Origin of the sequence: Fibrobacter sp., assembly GCF_045131395.1 — a bacterium.
Taxonomy (GTDB): Bacteria; Fibrobacterota; Fibrobacteria; order Fibrobacterales; family Fibrobacteraceae; genus Fibrobacter.
In genome coordinates this window covers 1-2,295 of sequence record NZ_JBGUQY010000010.1, presented here as the reverse complement: position 1 = coordinate 2,295, position 2,295 = coordinate 1, and the positions used below count along the sequence as shown (strand labels likewise).

Genomic DNA, 2,295 nt, shown 5'->3' with positions numbered 1-2,295 from the left:
TATCGGAAGGTGCGGCTGGATCACCTCCTTTCTATGGAGACGATGCCGTGCGAGAGCACGGCGTACTCTTCGGTCGGGCACATTCATATTGGTTTTGTTATTCGGTCCTGAGGGTTCCGTGAGGGACTTTCAAAAGCTGGACCTTGAAAACTGAACAGAAGAGACGAAAACAGGCATATCATGGAAGATGAGCCATGGTATGCACCTCTAAATCAAAGCGAAAGCAGAGAGTAAGAGAATTAACGAGTCAAAGGCATAGAAACATGCCTTAGCAAGCAAGAAGAGAAATCAAGCTACTAAGGGCATACGGTGGATGCCTTGGCGCCATGAGCCGACGAAGGACGCGATAAGCTGCGAAAAGCCGCGGGGAACTGCAAATGAGTATAGATCCGCGGATGTCCGAATGGGGAAACCCGGCAGCCGTTATGGGCTGTCACCCTTTTAGAGGGAGGGAACCCGGTGAACTGAAACATCTAAGTAGCCGGAGGAGAAGAAATCAAACGAGATGCCCCCAGTAGCGGCGAGCGAAGCGGGCAGAGCCTAAACCGTGCACCTTCGGGTGTGCGGGGTTGCGGACCGGCGGGATCGGGCGAGTTGTTAGCGGAAGCTTCTGGAAAGGAGCGCGAGAGAGGGTAAAAGCCCCGTACGCGAAAACGACGAGTTCGAGGCCGGGATCCAGAGTACCACGGGGCACGAGGAATCCTGTGGGAAGCAGGGGGGACCACCCTCCAAGGCTAAAGACTCAATGGCGACCGATAGCGCATAGTACCATGAGGGAACGGTGAAAAGAACCCCGGGAGGGGAGTGAAAGAGAACCTGAAACCGTATGTCTACAAGCAGTCGGAGCGAAAGCGACGGCGTGCCTATTGAAGAATGAGCCAACGAGTTGCGTGTGCTGGCGAGGTTAAGCAGAAGATGCGGAGCCGCAGGGAAACCGAGTCTGAAAAGGGCGGTGAAGTCAGTGTACGCAGACCCGAAACTGTAGTGATCTACGCATGGCCAGACTGAAACGCAGGTAAAATTGCGCGGAGGGTCGAACCGGGACATGTTGAAAAATGTTCGGATGAGCTGTGCGTAGGGGTGAAATTCCAATCGAACGCAGAGATAGCTGGTTCTCCTCGAAATAGCTTTAGGGCTAGCCTCACGTAGTAAGCGCGGGCGGTAGAGCACTGATCGGGCTAGGGGCCGTACTGGTTACCGAACCCTGTCAAACTCCGAATGGCGGCGCTGCAGAGCGTGGGAGTCAGACTACGAGTGATAAGATCCGTGGTCAAAAGGGAAACAGCCCAGCCCATCAGCTAAGGTCCCCAATGCCGTACTAAGTGGAAAAGGATGTGGGGTTTCCTAAACAACCAGGATGTTGGCTCAGAAGCAGCCACCATTTAAAGAGTGCGTAATAGCTCACTGGTCGAGAGACCCTGCGCCGAAGATTCCCGGGGCTAAAGTACGGAACCGAAGCTATGGATGCAGCCTTAAGGGTTGCGTGGTAGAGGAGCGTTCCCAGGGGGCAGAAGCATAACTGTAAGGTTGTGTGGACCGCTGGGAAGTGAGAATGTTGGCATGAGTAGCGAAAAGGGCGGTGAGAATCCGCCCCACCGAAAGCATAAGGATTCCTGGGCAACGATCGTCGTCCCAGGGTAAGTCGGGACCTAATCCGAGGCAAGAGGCGTAGGAGATGGACATCCGGTTGAGATTCCGGAACCGGCAGCGATTGTTTGAGCGAGGGAGTGACACAGGAAGGCAGGCCCGCACGGGAATGGAAGTCCGTGTGCAAGCGTGCGGCGTGGGGTACAGGCAAATCCGTACCCTGTAAGCGCGAGGCGTGACGCGGAGCGTCCAGCGATGGACGCGAAGGGGTTGGGCCTACACTGTCGAGAAAAGCTTCTAGTGAGAGAACTGCCGCCCGTACCGTAAACCGACACAGGTATGCGGGGAGAGAATCCTAAGGTGCGCGGGAGAACCCTCGTTAAGGAACTCGGCAAAATGTACCCGTAACTTCGGGATAAGGGTAGCCATGTGAGGTGAAGGGACCAGCTCCCGGAGCTTTGTGTGGTCGCAGAGAAGAGGCCCAAGCGACTGTTTACCAAAAACTTAGGTGCCTGCCAAAGCGAAAGCTGACGTATAGGTGCTGACACCTGCCCAGTGCCGGAAGGTTAAGGAAGGGGGTCAGGGAGCGATCCTGAAGCCCTCGACCGAAGCCCCGGTGAACGGCGGCCGTAACTATAACGGTCCTAAGGTAGCGAAATTCCTTGTCGGGTAAGTTCCGACCCGCACGAAAGGTGTAACGATTTGGGC

The 2,295-nt window shown here is 55.5% G+C and carries 1 rRNA gene; it reads left to right on the top strand.

What is annotated here, in order from left to right:
- Positions 1-286: 286 nt before the first annotated feature.
- Positions 287-2,295: ribosomal RNA gene (locus ACJMNB_RS04995) — 23S ribosomal RNA — on the top strand; the annotation flags it as partial.